Source organism: Shimia abyssi (assembly GCF_003014475.1).
Taxonomy (GTDB): domain Bacteria; phylum Pseudomonadota; class Alphaproteobacteria; order Rhodobacterales; family Rhodobacteraceae; genus Shimia; species Shimia abyssi.
Window position 1 is genome coordinate 246,366 of the sequence record NZ_PYGJ01000003.1, and the last position, 26,421, is coordinate 272,786.

29 protein-coding genes are annotated in these 26,421 nt (G+C 56.0%); 12 read left to right on the plus strand and 17 right to left on the minus strand.

Features of this window, described 5'->3' with window-relative positions; all coding sequences use genetic code 11:
* The first annotated feature begins 53 nt into the window (after positions 1 to 53).
* Positions 54 to 632 (plus strand): DUF924 family protein, encoded by a 579-nt coding sequence (locus tag CLV88_RS07790; protein ID WP_106607811.1) that lies wholly within the window; start codon positions 54 to 56, stop codon positions 630 to 632.
* Positions 633 to 636: 4 nt separating this feature from the next.
* On the opposite strand, the gene CLV88_RS07795 is transcribed toward CLV88_RS07790, so the two are convergent.
* Complete coding sequence (locus CLV88_RS07795) at positions 637 to 1,095, minus strand: hypothetical protein (RefSeq protein ID WP_106607812.1); 459 nt, start codon at positions 1,093 to 1,095, stop codon at positions 637 to 639.
* 142 nt (positions 1,096 to 1,237) lie between these two features.
* Here CLV88_RS07795 and lpdA point away from each other — a divergent pair, with 142 nt between their 5' ends.
* Together lpdA and CLV88_RS07805 are read left to right on the plus strand one after the other, a co-directional pair.
* Entirely contained in the window at positions 1,238 to 2,632 is a 1,395-nt protein-coding gene (gene lpdA / locus CLV88_RS07800; protein ID WP_106607813.1) for a dihydrolipoyl dehydrogenase, read from the plus strand.
* A gap of 33 nt (positions 2,633 to 2,665) precedes the next feature.
* A complete protein-coding gene (locus CLV88_RS07805) occupies positions 2,666 to 3,202 on the plus strand; it encodes a methyltransferase domain-containing protein (protein WP_243403600.1) in 537 nt (178 codons plus the stop codon).
* A 60-nt stretch (positions 3,203 to 3,262) separates the two neighbouring features.
* Here the strand turns inward: CLV88_RS07805 and CLV88_RS07810 are convergent, their stop codons facing one another.
* From CLV88_RS07810 to CLV88_RS07820, 3 genes are read right to left on the minus strand one after another with little or no spacing between them, the layout of a single operon-like run.
* The gene (locus tag CLV88_RS07810; protein ID WP_106607815.1) at positions 3,263 to 3,640 is read right to left on the minus strand and encodes a DUF1761 family protein; all 378 of its coding nucleotides are present in this window, start codon (positions 3,638 to 3,640) and stop codon (positions 3,263 to 3,265) included.
* The gene (locus CLV88_RS07815) at positions 3,637 to 4,065 is read right to left on the minus strand and encodes an SRPBCC family protein (RefSeq protein WP_106607816.1); all 429 of its coding nucleotides are present in this window, start codon (positions 4,063 to 4,065) and stop codon (positions 3,637 to 3,639) included. The genes CLV88_RS07810 and CLV88_RS07815 overlap by 4 nt, the downstream gene beginning before the upstream one ends.
* The gene (locus CLV88_RS07820) at positions 4,055 to 4,402 is read right to left on the minus strand and encodes an ArsR/SmtB family transcription factor (RefSeq protein WP_106607817.1); all 348 of its coding nucleotides are present in this window, start codon (positions 4,400 to 4,402) and stop codon (positions 4,055 to 4,057) included. The genes CLV88_RS07815 and CLV88_RS07820 overlap by 11 nt, the downstream gene beginning before the upstream one ends.
* 447 nt (positions 4,403 to 4,849) lie before the next feature.
* On the opposite strand from CLV88_RS07820, the gene uvrA reads away from it, so the two are divergent.
* On the plus strand, positions 4,850 to 7,708 hold the full coding sequence (gene uvrA, locus CLV88_RS07825) for an excinuclease ABC subunit UvrA (RefSeq protein ID WP_106607818.1): 2,859 nt from the start codon (positions 4,850 to 4,852) through the stop codon (positions 7,706 to 7,708).
* A 34-nt stretch (positions 7,709 to 7,742) separates the two neighbouring features.
* Here the strand turns inward: uvrA and CLV88_RS07830 are convergent, their stop codons facing one another.
* Entirely contained in the window at positions 7,743 to 8,180 is a 438-nt protein-coding gene (locus CLV88_RS07830) for an excinuclease ABC subunit A (RefSeq protein WP_106607819.1), read from the minus strand.
* A 127-nt stretch (positions 8,181 to 8,307) separates the two neighbouring features.
* Between CLV88_RS07830 and CLV88_RS07835 the strand changes: the two genes are divergently transcribed.
* The gene (locus tag CLV88_RS07835) at positions 8,308 to 9,072 is read left to right on the plus strand and encodes a helix-turn-helix domain-containing protein (RefSeq protein WP_106607820.1); all 765 of its coding nucleotides are present in this window, start codon (positions 8,308 to 8,310) and stop codon (positions 9,070 to 9,072) included.
* A 153-nt stretch (positions 9,073 to 9,225) separates the two neighbouring features.
* Here CLV88_RS07835 and CLV88_RS07840 read toward each other — a convergent pair whose 3' ends face one another.
* From CLV88_RS07840 to CLV88_RS07870, 7 genes are all read right to left on the minus strand, one after another.
* Positions 9,226 to 10,698 carry a peptidoglycan-binding protein gene (locus CLV88_RS07840; RefSeq protein ID WP_106607821.1) on the minus strand — a complete coding sequence of 491 codons (1,473 nt, stop codon included), beginning with the start codon at positions 10,696 to 10,698 and terminating at the stop codon, positions 9,226 to 9,228.
* A 70-nt stretch (positions 10,699 to 10,768) separates the two neighbouring features.
* On the minus strand, positions 10,769 to 11,641 hold the full coding sequence (gene mmsB / locus CLV88_RS07845) for a 3-hydroxyisobutyrate dehydrogenase (RefSeq protein WP_106607822.1): 873 nt from the start codon (positions 11,639 to 11,641) through the stop codon (positions 10,769 to 10,771).
* A 4-nt stretch (positions 11,642 to 11,645) separates the two neighbouring features.
* Positions 11,646 to 12,686 carry an enoyl-CoA hydratase/isomerase family protein gene (locus CLV88_RS07850; protein ID WP_106607823.1) on the minus strand — a complete coding sequence of 347 codons (1,041 nt, stop codon included), beginning with the start codon at positions 12,684 to 12,686 and terminating at the stop codon, positions 11,646 to 11,648.
* Positions 12,687 to 12,735: 49 nt separating this feature from the next.
* Positions 12,736 to 13,881: an acyl-CoA dehydrogenase family protein gene (locus CLV88_RS07855; RefSeq protein WP_106607824.1), complete on the minus strand. Its 1,146-nt coding sequence runs from the start codon at positions 13,879 to 13,881 to the stop codon at positions 12,736 to 12,738.
* Positions 13,882 to 14,069: 188 nt separating this feature from the next.
* Positions 14,070 to 15,203 carry a carboxylate-amine ligase gene (locus tag CLV88_RS07860; protein ID WP_106607825.1) on the minus strand — a complete coding sequence of 378 codons (1,134 nt, stop codon included), beginning with the start codon at positions 15,201 to 15,203 and terminating at the stop codon, positions 14,070 to 14,072.
* 75 nt (positions 15,204 to 15,278) lie between these two features.
* Positions 15,279 to 15,596: a hypothetical protein gene (locus CLV88_RS07865; protein WP_133169926.1), complete on the minus strand. Its 318-nt coding sequence runs from the start codon at positions 15,594 to 15,596 to the stop codon at positions 15,279 to 15,281.
* A gap of 323 nt (positions 15,597 to 15,919) precedes the next feature.
* Positions 15,920 to 17,419, minus strand: coding sequence for a CoA-acylating methylmalonate-semialdehyde dehydrogenase (locus tag CLV88_RS07870; RefSeq protein ID WP_106607827.1), 1,500 nt, complete (start codon positions 17,417 to 17,419; stop codon positions 15,920 to 15,922).
* 103 nt (positions 17,420 to 17,522) lie between these two features.
* Here CLV88_RS07870 and CLV88_RS07875 point away from each other — a divergent pair, with 103 nt between their 5' ends.
* The 5 genes from CLV88_RS07875 to CLV88_RS07895 all read left to right on the plus strand — a co-directional run bounded on the left by CLV88_RS07875 (position 17,523) and on the right by CLV88_RS07895 (position 21,116).
* Complete coding sequence (locus CLV88_RS07875; RefSeq protein ID WP_106607956.1) at positions 17,523 to 18,419, plus strand: LysR family transcriptional regulator; 897 nt, start codon at positions 17,523 to 17,525, stop codon at positions 18,417 to 18,419.
* A gap of 60 nt (positions 18,420 to 18,479) precedes the next feature.
* Positions 18,480 to 18,914 carry a CBS domain-containing protein gene (locus CLV88_RS07880; protein ID WP_106607828.1) on the plus strand — a complete coding sequence of 145 codons (435 nt, stop codon included), beginning with the start codon at positions 18,480 to 18,482 and terminating at the stop codon, positions 18,912 to 18,914.
* A gap of 108 nt (positions 18,915 to 19,022) precedes the next feature.
* Complete coding sequence (gene coaD, locus CLV88_RS07885) at positions 19,023 to 19,520, plus strand: pantetheine-phosphate adenylyltransferase (protein ID WP_106607829.1); 498 nt, start codon at positions 19,023 to 19,025, stop codon at positions 19,518 to 19,520.
* Between the two features lie 153 nt (positions 19,521 to 19,673).
* The gene (locus CLV88_RS07890; RefSeq protein WP_106607830.1) at positions 19,674 to 20,645 is read left to right on the plus strand and encodes a DUF808 domain-containing protein; all 972 of its coding nucleotides are present in this window, start codon (positions 19,674 to 19,676) and stop codon (positions 20,643 to 20,645) included.
* A 96-nt stretch (positions 20,646 to 20,741) separates the two neighbouring features.
* A complete protein-coding gene (locus CLV88_RS07895; protein WP_106607831.1) occupies positions 20,742 to 21,116 on the plus strand; it encodes a DUF1428 domain-containing protein in 375 nt (124 codons plus the stop codon).
* Positions 21,117 to 21,176: 60 nt separating this feature from the next.
* On the opposite strand, the gene tkt is transcribed toward CLV88_RS07895, so the two are convergent.
* A complete protein-coding gene (tkt, locus tag CLV88_RS07900; protein ID WP_106607957.1) occupies positions 21,177 to 23,195 on the minus strand; it encodes a transketolase in 2,019 nt (672 codons plus the stop codon).
* A 231-nt stretch (positions 23,196 to 23,426) separates the two neighbouring features.
* Between tkt and CLV88_RS07905 the strand changes: the two genes are divergently transcribed.
* Together CLV88_RS07905 and CLV88_RS07910 are read left to right on the plus strand one after the other, a co-directional pair.
* A complete protein-coding gene (locus CLV88_RS07905) occupies positions 23,427 to 24,134 on the plus strand; it encodes a hypothetical protein (RefSeq protein WP_133169927.1) in 708 nt (235 codons plus the stop codon).
* Positions 24,134 to 24,529, plus strand: a complete 396-nt coding sequence (locus CLV88_RS07910) for a cell division protein ZapA (protein ID WP_106607833.1) — start codon at positions 24,134 to 24,136, stop codon at positions 24,527 to 24,529. The genes CLV88_RS07905 and CLV88_RS07910 overlap by 1 nt, the downstream gene beginning before the upstream one ends.
* Positions 24,530 to 24,603: 74 nt before the next feature.
* On the opposite strand, the gene CLV88_RS07915 is transcribed toward CLV88_RS07910, so the two are convergent.
* The 4 genes from CLV88_RS07915 to CLV88_RS07935 all read right to left on the minus strand — a co-directional run bounded on the left by CLV88_RS07915 (position 24,604) and on the right by CLV88_RS07935 (position 26,376).
* A complete protein-coding gene (locus CLV88_RS07915) occupies positions 24,604 to 25,026 on the minus strand; it encodes a GNAT family N-acetyltransferase (RefSeq protein WP_243403601.1) in 423 nt (140 codons plus the stop codon).
* A gap of 391 nt (positions 25,027 to 25,417) precedes the next feature.
* Positions 25,418 to 25,792 carry a Grx4 family monothiol glutaredoxin gene (gene grxD, locus CLV88_RS07925; protein ID WP_106607836.1) on the minus strand — a complete coding sequence of 125 codons (375 nt, stop codon included), beginning with the start codon at positions 25,790 to 25,792 and terminating at the stop codon, positions 25,418 to 25,420.
* A 4-nt stretch (positions 25,793 to 25,796) separates the two neighbouring features.
* Positions 25,797 to 26,012 (minus strand): hypothetical protein, encoded by a 216-nt coding sequence (locus CLV88_RS07930; protein ID WP_243403602.1) that lies wholly within the window; start codon positions 26,010 to 26,012, stop codon positions 25,797 to 25,799.
* Positions 26,013 to 26,139: 127 nt separating this feature from the next.
* Complete coding sequence (locus CLV88_RS07935; RefSeq protein ID WP_106607838.1) at positions 26,140 to 26,376, minus strand: BolA/IbaG family iron-sulfur metabolism protein; 237 nt, start codon at positions 26,374 to 26,376, stop codon at positions 26,140 to 26,142.
* Positions 26,377 to 26,421: the final 45 nt, after the last annotated feature.

Consider the following 26,421-nt stretch of genomic DNA (forward strand, 5'->3'; position numbering starts at 1 on the left):
AACATTTTCATGACGCCCCTTGGGGGGAGCCAACAATTTTGAGGAGATGGGGCATGGTGGGTCCCGACGAGGTTTTGGAATTCTGGTTGGACGAGGTGGGTCCGTCAGGCTGGTATGCGGTGTCCGAAGAGTTGGATCAGAAAATCCGCGATAGGTTTGGAGACACCTGGCAGAAGGCGCAGGAAGGCGCATTTGCGCAATGGCTGACATATTCTAGTGGCACATTGGCCTATATCATCCTGAATGATCAGTTTTCCCGCAATATGTTTCGAGGCACGCCCAAGGCATTTTGCTCGGACCGTCAGGCGCTGGCAGCGGCCAAGGTGGCAATCGACAAGAAATGGGATCTGCGCATTGATGAACCGGCGCGCCAGTTCTTTTACATGCCGTTGATGCATTCTGAAAACTTGTGTGATCAGGAGCGGTGTATCCGCATGTTCCTGTCGCGTATGCCCGAGCAAGGGGAAAGCAACTTGTTGCATGCCCGTGCGCATCGCGAAGTTATTCGTAAATTTGGGCGTTTTCCTTATCGGAATGCGGCGTTGTCCCGCCCGTCCTCGCCGCCCGAGCAGGACTATGTGGCCGGTGGCGGGTATGGCGAGACCGTGCGCGCGTTGCAGGCCTCTGCCTGAACCATCATTTTTCGGCAGGCGTTTCGGGGATGACCGCGGCGCCTGTTGATGTACAGCCACGCAAGTCATAGGCCGTCTGAGCCAGACGTGCAGTTGACCGGTCGATGGCCGTGGTCATCAAACGATCAGGCGTCTGGGCAAGGTCGCTCATCGCCACCTGTATCCCATCCAGTTTAGTTCCAAGTGCCGCGAGGCGGATATCAATGGCCTGCGCCGTGCTTTCCGGAAATCGATCCGGATTTTGTGCAAAGGCCGCTGCGTCGGCCTTGAGCTGGGCCAGATCAGTGCGCAAACCGCGAACTTCATCGGTAAGCGGCTGCATCACATTCAGGTTTTCAGCGAAATCGGCCACGATCCCTTTGGCCGTGCCAGAGAGTTGCCAAAGCAAGAATAGGCAAAGCGCAATCAAGATCAGGGTGGCGTTGATCAGGGCAAGGCAGAGGTCTTTGAGAGTTTTTTTCATGAAAGAGGCTCCGAAGGTAAAATGGCTTTGGCCAAAGAGCACCTGCAAGTCACTGGAATGTCAACGATACAGATGCACGCGCGTTGCGGGATGGATGGAGTTGTTCTAGGTTCAAGCGAACGACGGGAAGAGGAGAGCGGGCATGGCGGCGCAAAGCTTTGACATGATTGTAATTGGTGCGGGGCCCGGTGGATATGTTGCAGCCATTCGCGGCGCGCAGCTTGGCCTGAAGGTGGCGATTGTCGAGCGTGAGCATATGGGAGGGATATGCCTGAATTGGGGGTGCATCCCGACCAAAGCGATGCTGCGTAGTTCTGAAGTGTTTCATCTGATGCATCGGGCTGGCGAGTTTGGTCTGAAGGCCGAAGGGATCAGTTATGATCTTGACGCAGTTGTGAAACGCTCGCGCGGGGTGGCACAGCAGTTGAATTCAGGGATCGGCCACCTGATGAAAAAGAACAAGGTGGCAGTGTTCATGGGCGAAGCGACGATGCCCGCCAAGGGCAGAGTGAGCGTCACCGCCGAGAAGGGCACGCAAGAGTTGACGGCGAAGCATATCGTGTTGGCCGCCGGCGCGCGGGCACGCGAACTACCTGGGCTGGAGGCGGACGGAGATCTGGTCTGGACCTATAAACACGCGCTGACACCGTCGCGGATGCCAAAGAAACTGTTGGTGATTGGGTCGGGGGCGATAGGGATCGAATTTGCGAGTTTCTACAACACGCTGGGTGCCGAGACCACGGTTGTCGAAGTGATGGATCGCATTCTGCCAGTTGAAGATGCCGAGATAAGTGCCTTTGCCAAAAAGCAATTTGTCAAACAGGGTATGACGATCATGGAGAAAGCCATGGTCAAGCAGTTGGACCGTGGCAAGGGCAAAGTCACTGCCCATATTGAGCTCAAAGGCAAGGTCGAGACGCAGGAGTTTGACACGGTGATCTCCGCTGTCGGCATTGTTGGCAATGTCGAGGGGCTGGGGCTTGAGGCGTTGGGCGCGACGGTGGATCGCACTCATGTCGTGACAGATGAATACTGCCGAACCGGCGTTGACGGGTTGTTTGCCATTGGTGATGTCGCGGGGGCGCCGTGGCTGGCGCATAAAGCGAGCCATGAGGGTGTTATGGTAGCCGAGCTGATCGCAGGGGGCAAACCGCACCCGGTGAAGCCCGAGAGCATTGCGGGGTGCACCTATTGCAATCCGCAGGTGGCCAGTGTCGGATATTCCGAAGCCAGGGCCAAAGAACTAGGATATGACATCAAAGTGGGGCGGTTCCCGTTTATCGGCAATGGCAAAGCAATTGCCTTGGGCGAGGCCGAGGGCATGGTTAAGACTGTCTTTGACGCCAAAACCGGAGAGCTGCTCGGTGCGCATATGGTGGGCGCTGAGGTGACAGAGATGATCCAGGGCTATGTCATTGGACGCACGCTGGAAACGACCGAGGCCGAGCTGATGGACACCGTGTTCCCACATCCGACACTCAGCGAAATGATGCATGAAAGTGTGTTGGATGCTTATGGCCGTGTGATCCACATGTAGTGTGAGGAAATGGCCAGTCTCAATCGCATTGTAATGAATAAGTCCAGTCGCACTTGGTTGCGTGAGTTGGATCTTGAAAACATGGATGCGGCAGAGATTTCAGGCAAGTGGGGCAGGGAGCTGCCGGTGCGCAGTTACAAGCAATACCGCTATCCAAAGCATGACATTTGTGAGGGGCCCTATCTAAATGCGCGAGGCACACCAAGACAGTTTGATCTGATCATGGCGAACCAGGTGTGGGAGCATTTGGACCGGCCTTATCGGGCATTGTGCAATGTGCATGACATGCTGCGGGATGGTGGGTATTTCTGGCTAGCGGTGCCTTTTGTCGTCCCACAGCACGCAGCGCCATATGATTGTTCGCGCTGGTCAGCGCGTGGGTTAACAAACCTATTGATAGAAGCCGGGTATCACCCGGACGAAATTCGCGCGGATCAATGGGGTAATCGGGCCGCCGCGCTGCGCAATCTGGAGCCAAGCTGGCCGCCGGAATATCATCCAGAGACCGATGATTTGACCAATGATCCGGACTTTCCGATTTGCGCCTGGGCGTTGGCGCGCAAGACATAAATAGAATTTTTGGGAGCGACCGGCCACGTGCACAGGGCCGATCACAATTTCCCGGTGTGTTTAAAGAATGGCGTGCGCAAGGATCATGAGCACACCTGACCCGAGCACATAAGCCGCGTCCACGGCAATAGCGAACCCTGATTTCTGTGCCCACGCGCCGGTGTTGGCGACATAAGCGGCTGCGCACAGGATCGCGAGCAGGGCGACGCCGAGGCTTTGAGTGGTTTTTGTCAGACCGATGATCAGCGCCAGCAAAAGGATTCCGGTCCAGTTGGTAACCATTGGAAACATTGGCATTTTTGCGGGTGGTTCCGGGCTGATGCGGGTCCCTTCGGCCCAGCGTTTTTGCAGGCCAAGAACTGGCCCATAGATAAGAAAGCCAAATGCCATCGCGGCCACGGCACCTGCGATAAAGGCAATCCAATTCATATCAGTCATAGAGCAGTCTCCAATGCTGCGAGGATCATGGTCCAACCCCCTTCGTGATTGTCGCGGCTTTCCTGATTAGGAAAGCGAATATGGGTCAAGGTGATGTCGGTGCCTGTTCCCTTTGGCTTTAGATCAAGTGTGACTTCGCTGTTGTCCTGAGTGTAGCCTGAAACCCATGTAAACCGAAGCCTGTTGGCACGGTCGATCAAGAGGTATTCGCCTTCGTGTGGCCAGCATTCGTCCATGTCGGGGGCCTGCATGACCACACGAAACCGCCCCCCAACACGCGGATCGCTGGTGGCTTCGGGTACTGTCATGCCGGGGCCGGGCACAAGGAATTTTCGCATAGTTTCCGGGTCGAGCCATGCGTCAAACACGCGTTCGGGTGCAAATGGCAGGTGGCGGGAGACGGTGAGTGAGAGCTCAGTTGTCATTGTCGGTTTCCTCCGTAAGGGCAGCTTCGAGGGTATCAAAACGCAACGCCCAGATAGAGCGCAGCTGGGTGAACCAAAGGTCGATCGCAGAGAGAGGTTCCATCTGCACCTCGATCAGGTGTTCGCGCCATTCGGTGCGGCGACTGACCAGTCCTGCGGTCTCCAACACTTTGATATGTTTGGAAATCGCATTGAGACTTTGATCATACTGGCGCGCAATGTGGGTGACTTTCATCGGTCCGTGCTGCGCCAATAACGTCAGGATCGCCCGCCGCGTGGGATCAGAAGCAGCCTTGAGAATGGCGCTGAGGTTTTCGTCTTTCTGTCGTTCAACCATGTGGATGAATAACAGTTGTTGTTCTATCAGTCAACCATATGGATGAATGAATGCCCGGCTCATCCGCATGGCACCAACTTGTCGGTGACGGCGTTTCGAGGGATTCCAAAGCGTGAGGTGAGAAGAGTGACGCGCGATGCGGAAAAGGGGACGCACCCACGATCAGCGGGTCGTGGACAGCCGGTTCCAGCGAGGCCCGGATTTCAAATTACCGTGAATGGGCGAGAGCTCGGCAAGCCGGATAGAACTTGCCGGTGGAACTGGGCAATAGATCATCCGAATAATCCCGTGTCTCGTAATGAGATGCAGTAGGACAGTTACGTGGACCTGCACCGCTCTGTGTGACTGGACAGCGTTTGGGAATGATGTTCTTATTATGTTCTTAACTTTTGATTGGAAGTTCGGCCCAGCTGTCTTATGTGTGGGGTCTGTGGTTTGAGGATGACAATGGCCGAGTTGAAAAACATCGAAGTGCGCGGCGCGCGCGAGCATAACTTGAAGAGCATAGACGTGGATATTCCGCGCGATCAGCTGGTGGTGATCACCGGGTTGAGTGGCTCGGGCAAGTCATCTTTGGCGTTTGATACGATCTACGCTGAAGGGCAGAGGCGTTATGTCGAAAGCCTGTCAGCGTACGCGCGCCAGTTTCTGGACATGATGGAAAAGCCGGATGTTGACCACATCAGCGGTCTGAGCCCGGCGATTTCCATTGAGCAGAAGACCACCAGCAAAAACCCACGTTCGACCGTAGGCACGGTGACGGAGATCTATGATTATCTGCGCCTGTTGTTTGCGCGGGTGGGGACGCCATATTCGCCCGCGACTGGGTTGCCGATCGAAGCGCAGCAGGTTCAGGATATGGTCGACCGGATCATGGCCATCGAAGAGGGCACGCGCGGTTATCTGCTGGCACCGATTGTACGGGATCGCAAAGGTGAATATCGCAAAGAATTCCTGGAGTTACGCAAGCAGGGATTTCAGCGCGTCAAGGTGGACGGCGCGTTTTACGAGCTGGACGAGCCGCCGACATTGGACAAAAAATTCCGCCATGACATTGACGTGGTCGTGGACCGCATCGTGGTACGAGAGGGGCTTGAGACGCGGCTGGCGGACAGTTTGCGCACTGCGCTGGATCTGGCGGATGGGATCGCCATTCTGGAAACAGCACCCAAGGACGCGGAGCCGGAACGGTTTACCTTTTCGGAAAACTTTGCCTGCCCTGTCAGTGGATTCACCATTCCAGAGATTGAACCGCGGTTGTTTTCGTTCAACGCCCCATTTGGAGCCTGTCAGCAGTGTGACGGTTTGGGCGTTGAGCTGTTTTTTGACGAACGGTTGGTTGTGCCGGATCAGACACTGAAGGTGTATGACGGGGCGTTGGCACCGTGGCGCAAGGGCAAGTCGCCGTATTTCCTGCAAACCATTGAAGCAATTGCCAAACATTACGAGTTTGACAAGAACACGCCGTGGAAAAACCTGCCCAAAAAGGTGCAGGAGGTGTTCCTGTACGGCTCGGGGGAGGAAGAGATTGCGTTTCGCTATGACGAAGGCGGGCGCGTCTATCAGGTAACACGCGTCTTTGAAGGTGTGATCCCCAATATGGAGCGCCGCTATCGCGAGACGGATAGCAACTGGATCCGGGAAGAGTTTGAGCGCTATCAGAATAACCGGCCCTGCGGTGCATGTCGTGGGCATCGACTGCGCGAAGAAGCGCTGGCGGTGAAGATTGCAGATCAGCATGTCGGGCATGTGGTACAGTTTTCGATCCGCGAAGCGTTGGCCTGGATCGAGGATGTTCCAAACCATTTGACGGCGCAGCGTCAGGAGATCGCCAAGGCGATTGTGAAGGAGATTCGCGAGCGGCTTGGCTTCTTGAATAATGTTGGATTAGAATATCTTACACTGTCACGTTCAAGTGGAACATTGAGCGGAGGGGAGAGCCAGCGAATCCGTTTGGCGAGCCAAATCGGGTCTGGATTGACCGGTGTCCTTTATGTGCTGGATGAACCGTCGATTGGGTTGCATCAGCGAGACAATGACCGGCTTTTGACCACGCTTAAAAACCTCCGCGATCAGGGGAATACGGTGATCGTGGTGGAACATGACGAAGAGGCGATCCGCGAGGCGGATTACGTCTTTGACATTGGTCCGGGCGCAGGTGTGCATGGTGGACAGGTGGTTTCGCAGGGACGGCCAGAAGAGATTTCGGCTGATCCGGCGTCGATGACGGGGCAGTACCTGTCCGGCCAGCGCGAGATCGCTGTGCCGACGGAGCGGCGCGAAGGCAATGGCAAGAAAGTCAGCGTGGTCAAGGCTACGGGCAACAACCTTCAGAAAGTGACGGCGCATTTCCCATTGGGCAAGTTTGTGTGTGTGACTGGTGTGTCGGGCGGGGGCAAGTCCACGTTGACCATTGAGACACTGTTCAAGACCGCCTCAATGCGGCTAAACGGTGCGCGCCAGACGCCGGCACCTTGTGAGACGATCAAGGGGCTGGAGCATCTGGATAAAGTGATCGATATCGACCAGCGTCCGATTGGACGCACACCACGGTCAAACCCCGCGACTTACACGGGCGCATTCACACCGATCCGCGATTGGTTTGCGGGACTGCCCGAATCTAAGGCGCGTGGCTACAAGCCGGGGCGGTTCTCGTTCAACGTCAAGGGCGGGCGCTGTGAGGCTTGTCAGGGCGATGGGGTGATCAAGATCGAGATGCATTTCCTGCCGGATGTGTATGTGGAATGCGAAACCTGCAAGGGCGCGCGATATAACCGCGAAACTTTAGAAATCCGCTTTAAGGGCAAGAGCATAGCGGATGTTCTTGATATGACCGTTGAGGAGGCGCAAGGCTTTTTCAAAGCGGTTCCGAGCATTCGTGACAAGATGGATGCGCTGGCGCGGGTCGGGTTGGGGTACATCAAAGTGGGCCAACAGGCGACGACTTTGTCTGGTGGTGAAGCGCAGCGGGTGAAGTTGTCAAAGGAGCTGTCTAAACGATCAACCGGTCGGACACTCTATATTCTGGACGAACCGACAACGGGGCTGCATTTTGAAGATGTGCGCAAGTTGTTGGAAGTGCTGCATGAACTGGTGGATCAGGGCAACACGGTTGTGGTGATTGAGCACAACCTTGATGTTGTGAAAACGGCGGACCACATTATCGATATCGGCCCCGAGGGCGGTGATGGCGGCGGAGAGATTGTTGCCGTGGGTACACCGGAGGACGTGGCTGCCGTGGAACGTAGTCACACCGGGCATTACCTGAAAGAGATGTTGGAGTCGCGAAAAGTGGCTGCCGAGTAATTTAACACCCCGGCTTTTGTCCGGGGCGTTAGTTTTAGGCTGGACGAGCGGACGTGGCCATGTTGCTGAGGAAGAGCGGCAGCATGAAAAGTGCGAGAAACCCGCTGTTGAGAACAACGTTGAACCAAGCGCCCGCCAGCACTGATCCGGTGCTGTCGATTAGAAACCAAGTCACAATACCGGCTTTAATAATGCGCGCGCCGAGTGCTGGGTGTTTGGCATAAACGTCGATTGTGATCCGCCACATCACCACCCCAAACCCCGCTAATAAGCCACCGCAAATCGCGCCGAGCAGAAGCTCGGAATCGCTGGCGAACCCTTGGGTGCCATCAAGCGGCAAGTGTGCGAGGTCAAGGAACCACGCAAAGGCAGGTTCAAGACCGAGAAGAATGGACAGAAACATCAGAAGGCCAAAGCCAATGCTGATGGCGGAGGCCCGTTTGAGATAAGTGACTGAACGATCATGTGTCATGAGATGCGCCTTTAAATATTCAACTGTGCTTAAGGTGGCAGAGGCTTGGGGCGAAAAACAATTACCTGAGAGGTAAGTGTGTTGTGGCGCGGATCAGGTATGATCTGTTTTGGGCAAAGGAGGCATTATGACCAATGCATTCGGAACAGCGTTAAAGGATTGGCGACGGACACGACGTATGAGCCAACTGGATCTGGCGGTTACGGCGGGTGTCTCGTCGCGACACATTTCATTTCTGGAAACCGGGCGGTCGCGCCCCAGCCGTGGCATGATATTGCGTTTGTGTGATGAGTTGACGGTGCCGTTTTCGGCTCGCAATCACCTTCTGACTTCGGCTGGGCTGAGCCCAGCCTATGAGGAGCGAGACATGTCGCAGGACGACATGCAACCGGTTCGCGACGCGGTGGATTGGATGTTGCGCAGTCACGCGCCTTATCCGGGTATGGCGCTGGATCGTCATTGGCGGCTGGTTTCGATGAATGCGCCCGCGGAGCAGCTGTTTGGTGCGGTTGGTGTCGGACAGGGCGACAGTTTGCTTGAAATGCTGATATCAAACACAGCCGCACGCGCGGCATTAGAAAACCTGGATGAAATCTTGCGGCATATGGTGGAGCGATTGCGAGTTGAGAGCGTGCATTACGGTGGTGATGCGGTTCTGGATGATGCGGCGCACCGGATGACCGTTATGGTAAAAAGCCTGCAGGAGTCGGCGAATAATGCAAAACCGGCATTTATTCCGGCAGTGTACTGCTTGGGAGATACACGGTTGTCGTTTTTTTCGACGATCAGTCAATTTGGATCGACCGGAGACATCGCTTTGTCTGAACTTCGGATCGAATTGATGTTTCCGGCGGATGAAGCGACCAAAGCACTGCTGAAGGCGATGAGTTAAGAGATTGAAACGAAGTTAACATTTCCTTTTCCCGCCGAGGGTGGGGGGATCTTTAACCAATCTTACTAAGTGCTGTCGCGCATTTGCCTTGGGAGGCAAGCGCGTGTCGCTTGACCTGCAATTGACGTCCAGGCGGATTGCATCGGCACTGGCTTAGAAGTCGACGTTGAAGCCGCGTGTATCGACATGAACAAAGGTCGGATAGGTGCCAATCCCGCCAAGGAATAATCCTTCGGACCGCATACTGCGCAGTGCCGCGGCCCAGTCGAGCGGTGTGGAGTTTCCCTGAGCGATGAAATCTATGGCGCGAAATTGCGTGTGAAGGCTTTGCGAAGCGCCACCAATTGCCACGTTGTATGCGGGGCTGCGATAGACGCTGAGGGTTCGGATGGGGGCGTCAACGCGACCGCGCAAGATATCGAGCACGCGCGCTGTTGGTGCGATGTTTGGCCAGAGTTCCCGCGGTGGGTTTGTGTTTTTTTGAAAGGCCGGACTATGCGGGTTGTTGTTTTTCTCGCCCTTGATCAGAAACTCGTAAGGTTTGAAGTTTTTTAGCCCCAGTGATTTGATGAAGGCATTAAAATCGGCCTCGTCATCACCGGTTGTAGCGATGACCGGGGTCGATAGGGCCATGGTGTCGGCGGAAGTATTCCAACCAGGGGAAGGTGCCGCAACCGCATTGACAGATTCAGCGGCAACGATGCGATCCGCGACCCCCCAATCCTCAAGTTTGTAATTCGCGCCATGCACTTTGCCTGAACCGATAGCGATGGTCATTTTGCGTGATCGAACGTCTGCCTGATATTGTGACTTAGACCCCAGCGCCATTGCCTCGGCCAACACCTTGCGGAACGCCTCGCCAGTGATCGGGCCGGTTTTGTCGAGAAGCTTTTTCAACTCCTTTCTGTCTTTGGCATCCACACTGCCATTCTGGACAGCAATATCAAAGGCCAGGCAGGCGCCAAGTTCGCCGTTAAGATTAAACTCGTGGACGATAGATTGAGCTTTCGTCCAGTAAAATTCGCGCGCGAGGTTATTTTGCGCCTTTTGAGCGAGCGGGTTTTTACCCAGACGATCAAAGGCTTCCGCCCATTCTGGTTTGACCTTGCGTTTGTCAGCGCCAATGGAAATCGAATTGGCCCATGTGCGTTGTTTTGCCTTGGAGCTGGTCAGAATGTCCTTGAACGCAGGAGCGAGCGAGCCAAATGCGTCGTCTATGGCGGAAATGTCGTGTTGCTGAATACGCGCCAACAGTGTTTGAAGACGCCCCCCCCCCATGGTGAAGCCAATGATCCCCCATGTGATCAGTGCGCCGTCGTAATTCCCGGCGACCAAGCTGTAGCCGTGTCCTTCGAAGTTGGCAGTGACGGCAAGGGCGCGTTCGAACATCGTTGGCGGTGCTGGATTACCTGTGAGGCGCGACCATGTGGACAGGTCGACCGCCCCAGTCACTGGTAAGTTGACAGCGGTTTGATAGCTTCGCACGGCGGTTTCCGTGCCTTTGCCAAAGTCGCCATCGATGAGACCGGGGCTGTGGCCTACGTCTCGTAAGTTGCGTTGTACTTGCAGGACAATGCTGCCTTTTGGGTCTAAAAATCCTGCGCTGGAGTTGCGTAAAATGATCATGAAAAATGTCTCCTGATACAATATCGTGTCAAGAGTGTATCACATTTCACGCTTTCACGTTAGCCGGGTGTCAGTTACGCCCCCGTTTCTCAAACCTTGGCAACATGGCGGAGAAGTCAGATCCATGGCCATTTTCAGTTTCCACGAACTGTTCATAAAGTGCGGTCGCCTGTTGGCCCATCGGGGTGTCTGCATCTGCGCTTTCGGCGGCTTGTTGTGACAGGCGCAGGTCTTTGAGCATGAGTTCGGAAGCAAAACCGGGTTGATAATCGTTGTCGGCGGGGGATTGCGGGCCGACACCGGGGGCGGGGCAGTAGGCGTTCATGGTCCAGCTGTAGCCCGAAGACGTGGAGACAACGTCAAACATTTTCTGGCGGTCGAGGCCCAGTTTGTCGGCCAGGGCAAAGGCCTCGCAGGTGGCGATCATTGTGACACCGAGGATCATGTTGTTGCAGATTTTTGCGGCCTGGCCCGCGCCTGCATCGCCGCAATGCACGGCCTTTTGGCCCATGATGTCAAAAAGTGGTGCGGCCTTGGCAAAGGCGTCGGGACTGCCACCTGCCATGAATGTCAGTGTTCCGGCGGCGGCGCCTCCGATACCGCCAGACACTGGCGCGTCTACAGCGTGGAGGCCGGCCTCGGCCGATAGAGCAGCCACCGCACGGGCGCTGTCGACATCGACAGTGGAACAATCGACAAGGGCGGCGCCTGCGGACATGGCGGGGATGATTTCTTCGGCCACTGCGCGCAGGATGGCGCCATTGGGGAGCATGGTAATGACCACATCGGCGTTCGTCGCGGCGGCACCGCCGCTTTGGGCCATGGTGACGCCGTCGATTGACACATCGGCCATGTCGAAACCTGTGACGTCGTGACCTGCCTTGGCCAGGTTGGCGGCCATCGGGCCACCCATATTGCCCAATCCGATAAATCCGATTTTCATGGCGTTACTCTCCCTTTTCGAATGTCAGTTTGGACGCGCCCAGAGGCATGAGCATGTTGGTCACGTCCATTTGCGAGAGGGCGTGCATGTCGTGTTTCCATTGAGGGTTGCGGTCTTTGTCGATGATCTGGGCACGGACGCCTTCGAGGAAGTCGCCATGTTCCATGGCGCGGTAGGTGAAGCGATATTCCTGATCCAGAGCAAAGTGCATGTCGGCGCGGGCGCGGACGCGGTGGATGATTTCCAGTGCGCAGCCCATGGCGAGTGGGGAGTTGCGCGACATTTTCTTGATCGTGTCGCTGGCAAAGCTGGTCTCGGCGGCCGCGAGGGCGTTCAGGATGTCGCGCAGGGTTTCGCCACCGAAATGGGCGTCTATCTCCGCGCTCTGTCTGGCGATAGGTCCGGGGTCGATATGACGAGCCGCTGCGTCGATCAGTGACCAGTCGGCGGTCTCTTCTAGCTTGGTGATCAGAGCGGGCCAATCGGCCTCTGGGATGTAGTAATCGGCAAACCCGGCGTGGATCGCATCACCTGCCGAAAGCCGTGCAGCGGTGAGCCCGAGATATTCGCCCAATCGACCGGGGGCCCGTGAGAGGATCAGCGAGCCGCCAACGTCAGGCACAAGGCCGATACCGCACTCGGGCATAGCGATTTGGGATGTGTCGCCGACGATGCGGTGTGAGCCGTGACACCCAACACCAACCCCGCCGCCCATGGTGAAACCCTGCATAAAGCTGGCCACAGGTTTGGGAAAGGCGAACATCTTGGCATTCATGCGGTATTCGTCGGCCCAGAAGGTCTGGCCATAAGCGTAGTTGCTTGACGTGCCTGTCTCATAGAGTTCAGCGATGTCGCCACCTGCGCAGAACGCTTTGTCGCCTTCGGCGTCGATAATCAGCAGTTTGATCGTGTCGTCCTCGGCCCACCCATCCAGCGCGTCTTCGATGGCGGTGCACATGTCGTAAGACATGGCATTGAGTGCCTTGGGGCGCGTGAAAGTGATGCGGCCTGTTTGGCCTTGGGTGCGGATGTGGATATCGGTCATGTTGCTACATTCGTTGGAGTGTCCGCCCGGAAATTCACCGGGCAGAGCCTCAAGCCACGTCTGAGATCATCTGGCGCGAGATGATCAGCCGCATAATTTCGTTGGTGCCTTCAAGGATCTGGTGCACGCGCAGGTCGCGGACGATTTTTTCGATGCCATAATCGGCAAGGTAGCCGTAGCCGCCGTGCAGCTGCAAACAGCCATTGGCGACCTCAAAGGAGGCATCGGTGACCATGAGCTTGGCCATGGCGCAGAACTTGGACGCGTCATGCGTGCCGTTGTCGAGTTTCCACGCAGCTTGACGTAAGAAGGTGCGGGAGGATTCCAGCTTGGTTTCGAACTCCGCGAGTTTGAATTGCAGGGCCTGGAACTGGTTGATGGGTTTGCCAAAGGCCTTGCGTTCGGACATGTATTGCATCGTCAGGTCGAGTGCCTTTTGCGCACCGCCCAAGGCAGACGCGGCGATGTTGAGGCGACCGCCGTCAAGGCCTGCCATGGCGTAGGAAAAGCCGCGCCCCTCTTCGCCGATCAGGTTGTCGGCGGAGATTTTGCAATCGTCGAATTGGACCTGAGCAGTGGGTTGGGCGAGCCAGCCCATTTTCTTTTCCAGCGCGCCAAAGGAAAGCCCGTCTGTGCCGTCTTCGACCACAACGGTAGAGATGCCCTTGGGGCCGTCTTCGCCGGTGCGCACCATGGTGACATAGGCGTCGGAGTAGGATCCACCGGAGATGAATGCCTTGGTGCCGTTCAGTGTATAGCCTTCGTTGGTGCGGGCGGCGCGGGTTTTAAGGGCGGCGGCGTCGGAGCCGGAGCCCGGTTCGGTGAGGCAGTAGGAGAAGACCTTTGACATGGTGCAGAGGTCAGGCAGCCACTTTGCCTTGGTCTCGTCTGAGCCGAACTTGTCGATCATACCACCGCACATATTGTGGATCGAAAGGAACGAACCGACGGCGGGGCAGGACATGGCGAGGGCCTCGAACACAAGTGTTGCGTCGAGGCGCGACAGGCCGGAGCCGCCGTAATCCTCGGACACATAAATGCCGCCAAGGCCGAGTTCTGCGATCTGGGGCCACAGGGCCTTGGGGATGGTACCCGCAGTTTCCCAATCCTGGGCAAAGGGGGCGATGTGCTCCTCTCCGAACGCGCGTGCCATGTCAAAGATCAGGGTTTGTTCTTCGCTGAGTGCAAAGTCCATCGGCTCCTCCAACGGGCATAAATGAACGCTTGTTTAATAATACAATCCTTGCAGGAGTATGTCAGTGGGTAATTTTGCAAAACGGTTTGCAGAAATGCCGGTGGGTCAGGGGGCGTTGCCCCGATCGCAAGTGTGCTTGCGATTTCCCCCAAATATTTTTTGGCGAAAGGAAAGCAGGAGCGTTGCCGTTACAAATCTGCGTGGAATTCTTCGGTAAGGTGTTGGACCACAGCGCGCAGAGCGTTGTTTGGGGATTGGCCGGACGTGATTGCGTTATTGTAGACGGCGCGCTGGCGGTCGGCGCTGTTGCCGGTATTGAGGATCGAGCGCACGTTTTCGATTTCGGTCATGCTTTCGAGTGCGGCGCCGTCTTCTTGCAGCAGGTCGACCAATTCATGCATCAATTCGTCAAAGGGTACGATTTCGCGTCGGCCCCAATCGATGAGGCCTTTGGAGATGCCATATCGCTGGGCGCGCCAGCGGTTTTCTTCGATCAGGAAGCGGTCATAGATGCGCCAGCGTTGGTTCCGGGTGGCGAGGCGCCAGAACATCCGGCACAGAGCCTGGGTGAGAGCGGCGATGGTCAGGGTGGTTTCAAGGCGGGGAGAGACGTCGCAGATACGTGATTCGATGGTGGGAAAGCGCGAAGAGGGGCGCAGGTCCCACCAGATCTTGGAGGAGTCTTCGATCACGCCGACGCGAGTCATTGCTTCAACCGAGCGTTCATATGTGGACCAACTGTCCATGCGCGGTGGTAGGCCCGTGCGGGGCAGATTGTCAAAGACGGTGAGGCGATAACAGCTAAGGCCGGTATCATCACCCACCCAGAAGGGGGAAGAGCAGCTGAGCGCAAGCAGATGAGGCAGGAAATAGGCGAGCTGGTTCATCAAATCGATGCGCATGTCAGGGTCTGGAATGCCGACATGCACATGCTGGCCACAGATCACCATACGCCGCACAACGCCGCCCAGATCATCGCGCAGGGTGTTGTAGCGTTCCTTTTTAGTGTGGTGCTGTTTGCGCCAGTCTGAGAACGGATGACAAGAGGCAGCGATGGGGGCGAGGTTATGGCGTGCGGCCTCTTCTGCCACAACGGATCGCAGGTTGCGCAGGTCATCGCGGGCCTGGCCCACGGTGGTGCAAACTTGTGAGCCGATTTCAACCTGGCATTCGAGGTATTCGGGGGCGAATTGTCCTTGAAGTCGTTCAGAACAGGCCTGCATGAGCGCCGTGGGGGCCGGCGCGAGATCAAAGCTGTCACGATCTACGAGAAGGTATTCTTCTTCGATACCGATGGTGAAATCGGGTTGCTCTAGCGGCATGTTTTCCCCCTTGTGATTGGGTTTAGGGGAATTTGAGCAGTAAATCCGCGCCTTTACAAGAGGATCTGTGACACCCTAGGCCGCGTCGGCGTCTGAGGCTACAAGGACGGTTGCATCTATGGCGAGCACATCGCAGGCCTCTTCGATCGATCCCAGAATAAGCGCAATAATGCCGTCGATATCTTTCCAAGAGCGAAGCGCTGTCATGGCCATGGCATGGGTCGCTTCGTTTGGGGCGATGTAAATCAGGTGGATTGGAGCGCTCGCGCCCATGAAGGCTTCTGTGCGCAGCGCCTGAAACTCCATGATGCGGGTGAAATCGCGTTCGTAGCTGACAACATCGCGCAGGTCGACGATTTGTGATTGGCCGTGGCGAAAATCGGTATGTTGCATGTATTGATGAAACGCCGCCAGAGACTGGTCAAGATCAACAGCTCCGCGGCATCTCACAAGCACTAGGCTGTGACTGGGAAATACACGAAAACTGACTGCCATATGTTTCGTTCATCCTCACATGCGATTATGGAGCGGTTGATCCGCTCATGTCATTTCAAACATATTCAGATTTGTTGAACAATCCATAACCTAAAAGTATGAGGTGCCGATCTCTTGGCTGCTCATTGAAAATTTCTTTAGTTGGGGCAATGGGCAAAAAATTATCCCCCCAAGAATTGGTTTCTCGGAGGGATTGCACGGTCAAATTGGTCTGACCTCAATCAGTCCATTGCCTTGAAGTTGAATTCGCCACCCTCTTTGATGCCAGAAGGCCAACGCGATGTGACAGTTTTGGTGCGGGTGTAGAATTTGAACGAGTCTGGTCCGTGCTGGTTCAGGTCGCCAAACATGGATTTTTTCCAACCGCCAAATGTGTGGTACGCCAAAGGCACCGGGATTGGCACGTTGATGCCGACCATGCCGATGTTGATGCGGTTGGCAAAGTCGCGTGCGGTGTCACCGTCACGTGTGAAGATCGCGGTTCCGTTGCCATATTCGTGGTCCATGGCGAGGCCGATGGCTTCTTCGTAAGAGCCAGCGCGCACTGTGGAGAGGACAGGGCCAAAGATCTCTTGTTTGTAGATATCCATGTCCGGCGTCACCTTATCAAACAGGTGAGGGCCGACAAAGAAGCCGTCTTCGTAGCCTTGCAGCGAGAAGTTGCGGTTGTCGACAACCAGTTCCGCGCCTTGTTCGACGCCTGAGTTGATCAGGCCAAGGATGCGCTGTTTGGCGGCGCCGGTTACAACGGGGCCCATGTCGACATCGTCACCAGCAGTGTAAGGGCCGACTTTGAGCTTTTCCATGCGGGGCACGAGAGCTTCGATCAGGCGGTCTGCGGTATCTTCACCGACGGGCACAGCGACAGAAATAGCCATGCAACGTTCGCCAGCGGCACCAAAGCTGGCTCCGACGAGTGCGTCGGCGGCCTGATCCATATCAGCATCCGGCATGACGATCATGTGGTTCTTCGCGCCGCCAAAACACTGTGCGCGTTTGCCGTTGGCAGTGGCGCGCGCGTAAATGTACTGCGCGATTGGGGTGGAGCCAACAAAGCTGACGCCCTGAATTATGTCGCTGTCAAGGATAGTGTCGACGGCTTCCTTGTCGCCATTAACGACCTGGAACACGCCAGCAGGCAGGCCCGCCTCGACAAAGAGTTCAGCCAGCATCAGGGGCACGGAGGGGTCACGTTCGGATGGTTTCAGGACAACTGCGTTGCCGCAGGCCAGTGCCGGGCCAACATGCCAGAGTGGCATCATGGCAGGGAAGTTGAAGGGCATGATCGAGCCGACGACGCCCAGCGGCTGACGCATGGAATACATGTCGATACCGGGGCCTGCGCTGTCGGTGAATTCACCTTTGAGCATCTGTGGCGCGCCGATGCAGTATTCGATCACTTCGAGACCACGTTGCAGATCGCCCTTGGCATCGGGGATGGTTTTACCGTGCTCGCGGCTGAGCGCCTCGGCCAGTTTGTCCATGTCACGGTTCATCAAGCCAACCATTGCCATCATGACGCGGGCGCGTTTTTGCGGGTTGGTTGCGCCCCAAGCGACCTGTGCTGCAGCGGCCTGTTCGATGGCGGCGTTTGTTTCCGCAACGCTGGCCATTGGGCATTTATACTGAACTTCGCCCGTAGCCGGGTTGAAGACATCGTCAAAGCGGCCCGACGTGCCGGCAACCATTTGGCCGCCGAGAAAATGGGTGAGATCGGTCATGGAATCCTCCTGGAAAATCTGATGACAGAATAGGCTTGCAAAAAACGCCTGAAAACAGCCATGTTTTCAAAATGGTCTTGCAAAAATGCAAAAGGGGTACGGCATGAGTTTGCAATGGGATGATCTGAGGGTGTTTGTTGCCGTCGCGCGAGAGGAAAGTCTTTCTGCTGCAGGGCGGCGATTGAATGTTGATCCTGCAACGGTTGGGCGGCGTGTCGCGCGGCTGGAGGCGGCCTATGAAACACCGCTGTTTGTGAAATCGCCTACGGGATATGCGCTGACGGATGCGGGACAAAGGCTGATGAGCCATGCGGTGCGCGTTGAGCAATCATTGCAAGAAGCGGCTGAGGAGATGGTCGGGCAGACGACCGGTTTGTCAGGGCAAATCCGCATTGGCGCACCGGATGGCGTGGCGAATTATCTATTGCCACAGGTGTGTTGGCGAATTGCGCAGGATAACCCCGATCTGGATATCCAGATTGTGGCGCTGCCGCGAGTTGTAAACCTGTCAAGGCGCGAAGCGGATCTGGTGGTTGCAGTCAGTGCGCCGACAGCAGGGCGGCTTACCGTGCAAAAGATCTGTGATTACAAACTGCACTTGGCGGCTGTGCGATGGTATCTGAAGAAGAATCCACCGATCGAAAAGCTGTCTGACCTCAAGGATCATATGGTTGTCGGTTATATTCCGGACATGATTTTCGACAAGGAACTGGATTATCTGAACGAGGTTGGTGTGGAGCGGGTGCGATTGGCGTCAAATTCAGCTTCGGTTCAATTCAATTGGGTGCGTCGGGGCGCAGGGATTGGGATCGTGCATGATTTTGCGATTCCCTCGGCGCGTGCGATCCACAAGGTTTTGCCGGAGGACGTGTCGCTGACGCGGAGTTTTTATCTTATCCGTCATGCGGATGACCGCCGATTAGAACGCATGAACCGATTTGCCGAGGCCCTGTGCGAGGGAATGCGTCAGGAGGTCGCGTTGCTGGAGGAGCAAGCTTGACAAGAACGATTCGTGCGGCAACGCTTGATTTTACGGAATAAATTTACGGGAGGCCCCCAAATGCTTGTTCACCAAATTCTGAAATCCAAGGGATCAGACGGCGTATTGACGGTGAAACCAGGGACTTTGGTCTCGGAAGCGGCCAAGATTTTGGCCGACAAGGGTATTGGGACCGTGATTGTATCTGAGACCGGCGAGTATCCGGACGGCATACTTTCGGAGCGCGATATTGTGCGTGAACTGGCGCATAAGGGTGTTGGCTGCATGTCTGACAGTGTGGACGCCTATATGACATCGAATGTGGTGACATGTGCGCCAAATGATGACGCGGTGACCGTATTGGAAAAAATGACTCAAGGTCGGTTCCGTCACATGCCGGTGCTGGATGATGGCAAACTGGTCGGGCTGGTATCGCTAGGAGACACAGTCAAGGCGCGCCTGAGTGAGCTGGCGATGGAGAAAAACGCGTTGGAAGGCATGATAATGGGGCACTGACACTATAGGTGTCAGAGTAGGGGGCGAGCTACTTTAGGTGAATATGCCCTCTTGCAATCCGGCGCGCAATAATGTTGCGTGTGCCAGACTTAAATACGGAGCTGCGCCATGAAGACTGGGCTTTATCCGGGCACATTCGACCCGATCACTTTGGGCCATATCGACATTATTCGCAGGGCGTCTGTTCTGGTGGATCGGTTGGTAATAGGCGTTGCCATCAATCGCGACAAGGGGCCGTTGTTTTCGCTGGAAGAGCGGGTTGCGATGATCGAGGCCGAGTGTGCAACTCTGTCCGAAGAAACTGGAACCGAGATTGTTCCGCATCCATTTGAAAATCTGTTGATCGATTGTGCCCATGATGTAGGCGCACGGATCATTGTGCGCGGATTGCGCGCGGTTACAGATTTTGAGTATGAATATCAGATGGTTGGCATGAATCGCGCGCTGGATGACAGCGTTGAAACTGTGTTTTTGATGGCTGACTTGCAGCATCAGGCGATTGCGTCAAAACTGGTTAAAGAGATTGCACGTTTAGACGGGGATGTGGCCAAGTTCGTGCCGCCTGCGGTGAATGAAGCGCTGTTGGAGCGGTTGGGCAAACGCTGAGACCTGTGGATTTGGCGCTGTTGCGCAGTGGGTATTTCAGAACATTGAGAAGATGATATCGGTTTGGAGCCTTTGGGTGAGGGCTTCAGTGTGACTTGTGCTAAGCGGTGCAACGCGGCAGGGTGGCGATAAGTGATTTAAGGGCGGAATGATATGAGTGGTTTGCTTGCGCTGCTAGATGATGTGGCGGGTATTGCCAAGGTAGCTGCGGCTTCGATTGACGATGTAGCGGCAGGTGCAGCCAAGGCGAGCGCCAAGGCGGCGGGTGCCGTGATTGACGACGCGGCCGTGACGCCGAAGTATGTGCAAGGGTTTGAAGCCAAACGCGAATTGCCGATCATCTGGAAGATTGCCAAAGGGTCGATCAAGAATAAGCTATTGATCCTGTTGCCTGCGGCGTTGTTACTGGCAAATTTTGCGCCCTGGTTGATTTCGCCATTGTTGATGCTAGGCGGGGCGTACCTGTGTTTTGAGGGTGCGGAAAAGATTTACCACGTTCTGATGCCACATGGTGATGGCCATACGTCTGAAGAAGATGTGGCGGGCGATCCGGCGCATTTGGAAGAGAAAAAGGCGGCCGGGGCGATTAAGACTGATTTTATTCTGTCAGCTGAAATCATGACGATCATCCTGTCTGGCATTCCAGAGAGCAATTTCTGGATGGAGGCGTCAACGCTGGCGGTGGCCGGGATCGGGATCACCGTGGCGGTCTATGGTTCGGTGGCGTTAATTGTGAAGATGGATGATGTCGGTCTTACGATGTATGCGGGGGGTGATTTTGCGCTGACGCGCGCCATAGGGCGTGGGCTGGTTCGTGGGATGCCGTATTTCATGAAGTTTTTGACCATTGTTGGCACCGCAGCGATGCTGTGGGTGGGGGGCTCGATTGTTATTCATGGCATGGAAGAGCTGGGCTTCGGCTGGCTGGGCCATCACATCCACGATTGGGCCTATGCGGTAGGGCATATGGTGCCTGAGGCATGGGCCGGATTTGTCGAGTGGACCGCCAAGGCGGCCATGGATGGCGTGTTTGGTGTGGCGTTGGGGCTGGCGCTGATCCCGGTGGCGACCAAGGTGATCGCGCCTATCCTGGGAGTTTTCGGCAAGGGTGAAAAAGCCCATTAATACCGGTACAGTGGGTCCGGCATGTGCTTTCGAGCGGGCTGGGTGGTATGATCAGGTACGAATGTGCCTTGTTTCATGTCATCCGGGAGTTTGAAAATGCCATATATTGATGGATTTATCGCAGCCGTCGCCAATGATAAACGCGACGCATTTGAGGAACATTGCCGCACGACCTGGCCTGTATTTCAAGAGCTGGGCGCAATTGCGCAATGGGAATGTTGGGGCGAGGATTTGCCAGAGGGGGAGGTCACGTCATTTCCGATGGCCGTAAAAGCCAAGGAGGACGAAACAGTCGTGTTTTCTTGGGTGGTTTGGCCGGACAAGGCGGTGCGCGACAAAGCGTGGGGTCAGATGATGACGGACCCGAGTATTGGCGAGGCGATGGGGGAAATGCCCTACGACGGCAAACGGATGATCTATGGTGGGTTTCAGCCGATTTTTGGCCAAGGTGATATCAACGCGATGTCTTAGGCATTGGAAATGAAAAGGCGCCCCGAAAGGAGCGCCTAAATGAAGATTCATTGTGGCGAGTCAGAGCAGTGCTTTGACCTTGTCCGCGACGTTGGCTGCGGTGATGCCAAATTTTTCGAACAGTTCGCCGGCTGGGGCTGAGGCACCGAAACGGTCCATGCCGACAAAGTCTGATTTGCCGGGCTTGGCGCGTTCACCCAGCAACCACTGATCCCAGCCCTGACGCACGGCAGCTTCGATACCGACGCGGACGGCGGCACCGGCTGGCAGAACCTTGCGACGGTAGGCCTCGTCCTGTTCGGCAAACAACTCCATACAAGGCATAGAAACCACGCGGGTGCCAATACCTTCGGCCTCAAGCAGGGCTTTGGCGTCAAGTGCTGTGGACACTTCGGAGCCGGTGGCAATCAGGATGACCTGTCGCTTGCCCTCGGCCTCGGCCAGTACATATGCGCCTTTGGAAGTGAGGTTGGCCAGTTTATGCTCAGTCCGCACGGTGGGCAGGTTTTGACGGGTCAGCGCGAGCACCGAAGGTGTCTCTTTGCTGGACAGCGCCAGTTCCCAGCTTTCGGCGGTTTCTACAGTGTCGGCGGGGCGGAACACATAGGTGTTTGGCGTAGCGCGACAAATGGCGAGATGCTCGACCGGCTGGTGGGTCGGGCCGTCTTCGCCTACACCGATGCTATCGTGGGTCATCACGAAGACGGTGGGGATTTTTGACAGAGCCGCCAGACGCATCGCAGGGCGCGCGTAGTCGGTGAAGCAGAAGAAAGTGCCGCCATAAGGACGGATGCCTCCGTGCAGTGCCATGCCGTTCATCGCAGAGGCCATTCCGTGTTCGCGGATGCCCCAATAGATATAGCGGCCTTTGCGGTTGTCGGTGTCAAACACACCCAGATCGCTGGTTTTGGTGTTGTTGGACCCGGTCAGGTCCGCAGAACCGCCAACGGTTTCGGGCATGATCGGGTTGATTGCCGCAAGCGCCATTTCCGAGGATTTCCGGGTTGCAACCTTGGGTTGCTGCTCGGAGATCTGCTTTTTCAGCGCCTTAATGGTGGCCGAAAGTTTGTTTGGCGCATCCAGCGCATAGGCGCGGTTGAAACGGTCCTGTTTCTGCTTGGAGGCTTCTGCAAAGCGGGCCTCCCATGCTTCACGCTCGGCAGCGCCACGTGTGCCGATGGCTTCCCATTGGGCTTTGATGTCGGCAGGAACTTCAAACGCAGCGCCGGGCCAGCCATAGGCTGCTTTGGCGGCGGCCAGTTGATCCGCGTCGGTCAGTGCGCCGTGGCCCTTTGACGTGTCCTGAGCAGCATGGCCGATGGCGATGTGGGTTTTGCACGCGATCATCGACGGTTTCTTGGTTTTCTTCGCGGCCACAATGGCGGCGTCGATCGCCTCAGGGTCGTGCCCGTCGATTTCCTGAACGTGCCAGCCGGATGCCTTGAAGCGCTGCACCTGATTGGTGCGGTCCGAAAGCTCAACCGTACCGTCAATGGTGATATTGTTGTTGTCCCAGAATACGATCAAATTACCGAGGGAATGGCGACCAGCAAGGCCGATGGCCTCTTGGGAGATGCCTTCCATCAGGCAGCCGTCACCGGCGATGACATAGGTGTTGTGATCGACCAGCTTGCGGCCATATTGTGCGCGCTGGATTTCTTCGGCCATGGCGAAACCAACCGAATTGGCGATACCCTGACCGAGCGGGCCAGTGGTGGTTTCGACGGCGTCGATCAGGAAGTTTTCCGGGTGGCCCGCAGTGAGCGCGCCCATCTGGCGGAAGTTCTTGACCTGGTCCAACGTAACCTGTTTGTCGCCCATCAGATAGAGCAGCGAATAGATCAGCATGGAGCCGTGGCCGGCCGACAGAATAAAACGGTCTCGGTCGGGCCATTGTGGGTTGGACACATCAAATTTCAGGTGCTTTTCAAACAGCACCGTTGCCACATCGGCCATGCCCATGGGCATGCCGGAGTGTCCGGAATTGGCTGCGGCGACCGCATCAAGGGTCAGGGCGCGAATGGCGGTGGCTTTCATCCAGTGTTCTGGGTTGTTTTCACGGAGCGCGGCGATGTCCACTGGGGCAATCCTCTGGTTGGAAAATCGGGTCGCGTGCTCAATAACAGCATGGGTATAAAGTGCAAGCGGTAGCGCTGTCATTGAGGCAAGTGATTGATGTATATGGGGGCGCAATTTGCGCTTTCATTAGTTAATATCGGACAAAGCCTGGCTGAGGCCGATTCGTTTCGACGCACAAAGGCGTGTAGCGAAACCGTGTTGGTCTCGGGAAAAGAACGAGGAACGAGGCAAATGAGTGACATAAGCGATCTTGAGAACAGGATCAGCGCCGCCATGGACCGGATCGGTCGCGGAGTCGAAGCATTGTCGAGCGCACCGTCAGGCGACGGCGGCGGCGATGCAGAGCGCCTTGAGCGCGCTCTGGAAGATGAGAAAATGGCAGGTGCGCAGCTCGAAGAGCGTGTGAAGGCGTTGGTCCAAAACCAGGATGCTTTGGAAAAGGAACTGGCCGCGACCAATGAGGCGGCTGATGCCGTTCGTGCCGAAAAAGAAGAGATCGAAGCGCAGCTGGATGCGGTGAAAGCGGCGAAAGCAGCGGCGGAGACCGCCAAGGCCGAGGCCGAAAAGAAGCTGACAGACGTTGAGACAAAGCTGGCTGAGGCGGGCGAAGTTGCAGCGGCGTTGGCACCTGCCGCGTCTGACGAGGATATTGCAGCGAGCCGTGAAGCGGTGAACGAAATGGCGATGCGGTTGCGTCGGATGCGCCGCATGGTGCGCAATATTCGGGAAAACAACCAGCGTTTGCGGGAAGCCGCCCAAAAAGGTGTGACCGATCCAAACCTGATCAATGCGTCGTTGCAATCAGAGCTGGAAGCACTTGAGGCCCTACGTGCCACGGATCTGGCGGAAACAGACGCCATACTGGCCGAGCTGCGCCCAATGTTGGTTGGTGCTAGTGCGGAACCCGCCAAAGAGACTGCTGAAATGGGAGACGCGTGATGCCAGAAGTGGAAATCGAAATCGGCGGACGTGTTTTTGAAGTTGCTTGTCAGGAAGGCGAGCAGCATTTTCTACAGTCTGCGGCGCGGATGCTGGACGATGAGGCGCGCGTGTTAGCGGCGCAGACGGGGCGCATTCCAGAGACACGCATGTTGTTGATGGCTGGCTTGATGCTGGCCGATAAGACGGCAGGCGTGGAAGATAAGTTGCAAGAGCTGGAAGGCAAGTTGGCAGCGCAAGAAGCAGAGCTGGAAAGCCTGCGCAATGCGCCCGCGCCGGAGCCGCAGAAGATCGAAGTGCCAACCATTCCGTCCGAAGTGAGTGAGACACTGGCCGAGCTGGCAGCCCGCGCCGAGGCATTGGCAGCAGAGGTTGAAGAAAAGGCGGCTGGCTGAAGCAGGTGCCAACGTCAGTAGTTGCATTGCGTTTTGGACCGCTGATCTCGACATAGAGGTCAGCGGTTTTTATTTTATTTTAGGGATTTCCAGAAGATGATTTTGTCATCACCCGGCCCCCAGAAATCGCGGATGCGGGCCTCTTCGATATAGTGGTTTTGAGCGTAGAACGCGCGGGTTTTGGCAAAGTCATTGGAGCCAGAGGTATCGACGATCAAAACGCGGTGACCGCGGTCTTTAAGAGACACCTCTAAAGCGCGGGTGAGCGCGCGACCGAAACCTTTTCCTTGCTGGTCCGGAGACACAGCAATGGCCAGCATGTTCCACGTGCCTTCGGTAAAGGTTTCAGGCGCGGCATAACAAAAACCAACAACCTTTTCGCCATTGAGGCAAGTCAGCCATAGGTCAGCGGGCGTGTTTTCTGTCAGGAATGCGTGCACCATGTCGGGCAGCATGTCCGACGGAAACAGCTGCGTGGCGTCAAGAACGCGTTGCAAGGGGGCTATATCTTGAGCTCGAGTGGTTCGTATGTTCATTGGTCTTTTGACTTTCACAACGTGCCCACTGCCGCGAGACGTCAGTACAGCCGGTTTTGGCGTCTGTTCGACGTAAATCAAAGGTTGTTTGCGGCAGTTATGTGTGGGCATGAAAACAGGCGCCTTGCGCGATGGCGCAGGCGATTGGGTGTGTGGTTGATCCAAAGGATCAGGACCTAGCGGTTGCCCGCAATCGTAAACATAAAATCTCCACTGTTGGCGCACGTGCCAAGACAAGAAAAGTGCTAGCAGAAGACAGTTCTTGCGGCAACATAAGCGATGTGGACCTTCTGGTAGAAACCAAAAAGCCCCGACAGATGTCAGGGCTTTGAGTTATTGCCGCGGAAACGGATTATCCGTTGGCTTCGCGAATGCGATCTGCGGCTTCTTTGTCAAAGCCAACGCCGTTGTCGTTGAACATTGTGTCCAACTCGCCAGAGAGGGTCATTTCGGTGATGATGTCGCAGCCGCCCACAAATTCACCCTTGATGTAGAGCTGTGGGATCGTTGGCCAGTCGGAATAATCCTTGATACCCTGACGAACACCGTCATCAGCCAAAACATTCACATCGGTGAATTCGACGCCCATATAGTTCAGAACGCCCGCGACACGGCTGGAAAAGCCACATTGGGGCATGTCCTTGGTGCCTTTCATGAAAAGCACGACATCGTTGGCTTTTACGGTTTCGTCGATCTGGGCGTGGGCGGGGTTGGTTGTCTCGGTCATTGGGTCAATCCTTTTTGCCGTAAGCGCGGTGGTATTCCGCGGCATAGGTTTCGTCGTCTTTGAACTGTTGTATTGTGCGGCTGGCGGCCTCGGTAAAGCTGCCCCGGTTTCGGCTGAAAATATTGCTTGAGCGTTCCAACGATTGGTTTTGGCGGATTGTCGATTCCACCGCGTCCAGATCTGTCGCTTCCATCCCCAAGGGCACTTGTCGCTGTTCCATTTTTGGCTGTCGCGTGGACAGTGGCCGGTAGGGGCCCGGTCGAAATGGATATGTGAGGCGTTTCCAGAGGGACATTTCGATTTTGCTCCGAGGTGCGGTGGAGGTTTTCAAACGCACCGGTTCAGGGTTATTCCGGGGCCTTGGTCGTTAAGCCGAGGGCGTGGATTTCACCATTGGGGCCATCCATTTTGCCTTTCAGAGCAGCCATCACCGCACGTTGTTGTTGAACGCGGTTCTTGCCACGAAAGCTCTCATCGATGACTTCGGCCGAAAAATGTACGCCGTCGTCCCCGACAACTGTGATTTGCGCATCCGGAAAGGTTTCGCGGATCAGGGCTTCGATATCTGAAGCGAGCATTGGCATAGAGGTAATCCCTTGTTGGTTCTTGGGATGAATTTAGGCCCGCGC

Excerpts from the sequence above, each read along its gene's own strand:
- CLV88_RS07790 (WP_106607811.1), top strand. The coding sequence starts at position 54 with ATGGTGGGTCCCGACGAGGTTTTGGAATTCTGGTTGGACGAGGTGGGT.
- CLV88_RS07795 (WP_106607812.1), bottom strand. The coding sequence starts at position 1,095 with ATGAAAAAAACTCTCAAAGACCTCTGCCTTGCCCTGATCAACGCCACC.
- lpdA (WP_106607813.1), top strand. The coding sequence starts at position 1,238 with ATGGCGGCGCAAAGCTTTGACATGATTGTAATTGGTGCGGGGCCCGGT.
- CLV88_RS07805 (WP_243403600.1), top strand. The coding sequence starts at position 2,666 with ATGAATAAGTCCAGTCGCACTTGGTTGCGTGAGTTGGATCTTGAAAAC.
- CLV88_RS07810 (WP_106607815.1), bottom strand. The coding sequence starts at position 3,640 with ATGACTGATATGAATTGGATTGCCTTTATCGCAGGTGCCGTGGCCGCG.
- CLV88_RS07815 (WP_106607816.1), bottom strand. The coding sequence starts at position 4,065 with ATGACAACTGAGCTCTCACTCACCGTCTCCCGCCACCTGCCATTTGCA.
- CLV88_RS07820 (WP_106607817.1), bottom strand. The coding sequence starts at position 4,402 with ATGGTTGAACGACAGAAAGACGAAAACCTCAGCGCCATTCTCAAGGCT.
- uvrA (WP_106607818.1), top strand. The coding sequence starts at position 4,850 with ATGGCCGAGTTGAAAAACATCGAAGTGCGCGGCGCGCGCGAGCATAAC.
- CLV88_RS07830 (WP_106607819.1), bottom strand. The coding sequence starts at position 8,180 with ATGACACATGATCGTTCAGTCACTTATCTCAAACGGGCCTCCGCCATC.
- CLV88_RS07835 (WP_106607820.1), top strand. The coding sequence starts at position 8,308 with ATGACCAATGCATTCGGAACAGCGTTAAAGGATTGGCGACGGACACGA.
- CLV88_RS07840 (WP_106607821.1), bottom strand. The coding sequence starts at position 10,698 with ATGATCATTTTACGCAACTCCAGCGCAGGATTTTTAGACCCAAAAGGC.
- mmsB (WP_106607822.1), bottom strand. The coding sequence starts at position 11,641 with ATGAAAATCGGATTTATCGGATTGGGCAATATGGGTGGCCCGATGGCC.
- CLV88_RS07850 (WP_106607823.1), bottom strand. The coding sequence starts at position 12,686 with ATGACCGATATCCACATCCGCACCCAAGGCCAAACAGGCCGCATCACT.
- CLV88_RS07855 (WP_106607824.1), bottom strand. The coding sequence starts at position 13,881 with ATGGACTTTGCACTCAGCGAAGAACAAACCCTGATCTTTGACATGGCA.
- CLV88_RS07860 (WP_106607825.1), bottom strand. The coding sequence starts at position 15,203 with ATGCCGCTAGAGCAACCCGATTTCACCATCGGTATCGAAGAAGAATAC.
- CLV88_RS07865 (WP_133169926.1), bottom strand. The coding sequence starts at position 15,596 with ATGCAACATACCGATTTTCGCCACGGCCAATCACAAATCGTCGACCTG.
- CLV88_RS07870 (WP_106607827.1), bottom strand. The coding sequence starts at position 17,419 with ATGACCGATCTCACCCATTTTCTCGGCGGCCAAATGGTTGCCGGCACG.
- CLV88_RS07875 (WP_106607956.1), top strand. The coding sequence starts at position 17,523 with ATGAGTTTGCAATGGGATGATCTGAGGGTGTTTGTTGCCGTCGCGCGA.
- CLV88_RS07880 (WP_106607828.1), top strand. The coding sequence starts at position 18,480 with ATGCTTGTTCACCAAATTCTGAAATCCAAGGGATCAGACGGCGTATTG.
- coaD (WP_106607829.1), top strand. The coding sequence starts at position 19,023 with ATGAAGACTGGGCTTTATCCGGGCACATTCGACCCGATCACTTTGGGC.
- CLV88_RS07890 (WP_106607830.1), top strand. The coding sequence starts at position 19,674 with ATGAGTGGTTTGCTTGCGCTGCTAGATGATGTGGCGGGTATTGCCAAG.
- CLV88_RS07895 (WP_106607831.1), top strand. The coding sequence starts at position 20,742 with ATGCCATATATTGATGGATTTATCGCAGCCGTCGCCAATGATAAACGC.
- CLV88_RS07905 (WP_133169927.1), top strand. The coding sequence starts at position 23,427 with ATGAGTGACATAAGCGATCTTGAGAACAGGATCAGCGCCGCCATGGAC.
- CLV88_RS07910 (WP_106607833.1), top strand. The coding sequence starts at position 24,134 with ATGCCAGAAGTGGAAATCGAAATCGGCGGACGTGTTTTTGAAGTTGCT.
- grxD (WP_106607836.1), bottom strand. The coding sequence starts at position 25,792 with ATGACCGAGACAACCAACCCCGCCCACGCCCAGATCGACGAAACCGTA.
- CLV88_RS07930 (WP_243403602.1), bottom strand. The coding sequence starts at position 26,012 with ATGGAACAGCGACAAGTGCCCTTGGGGATGGAAGCGACAGATCTGGAC.
- CLV88_RS07935 (WP_106607838.1), bottom strand. The coding sequence starts at position 26,376 with ATGCCAATGCTCGCTTCAGATATCGAAGCCCTGATCCGCGAAACCTTT.